Origin of the sequence: Bacillus sp. SIMBA_074 (assembly GCF_046534555.1) — a bacterium.
Taxonomy (GTDB): domain Bacteria; phylum Bacillota; class Bacilli; order Bacillales; family Bacillaceae_G; genus Bacillus_A; species Bacillus_A mycoides.
Window position 1 is genome coordinate 1 of record NZ_JAWRYM010000432.1, and the last position, 276, is coordinate 276.

The 276-nt window shown below is 48.6% G+C and carries 1 protein-coding gene; it reads right to left on the reverse strand.

Features of this window, described 5'->3' with window-relative positions; translation table 11 throughout:
* Positions 1-98 (reverse strand): cob(I)yrinic acid a,c-diamide adenosyltransferase (locus SB773_RS31460; protein WP_410594228.1); only part of this gene is annotated, 98 nt, incomplete at its 3' end.
* Positions 99-276: the final 178 nt, after the last annotated feature.

Sequence of the window (276 nt, forward strand, 5' to 3'; positions counted from 1 at the left end):
GTCGCTCGTACAGCCAGCCCGATAGCTGCTGTCGTTTTCCCCTTGCCGTCACCTGTATAAACCAAAAGCAAGCCCCGCTTTTTGTCTTGCTGACTCATCAAAGCCACCCCCTCATCGAAATAAAAAAACGCCTTGTTCTCCTCTTATCGTGTAAGGAAAACAAAGCGTGTGGATAGCATACTTCACCGATCCTCACCTCTTCCTTTAACCCGAAGGAATGCAGTGCAAAAACAAGAACAGGCAGGTCTCCTGGCTTGAGGATCATCGCTATTCTTC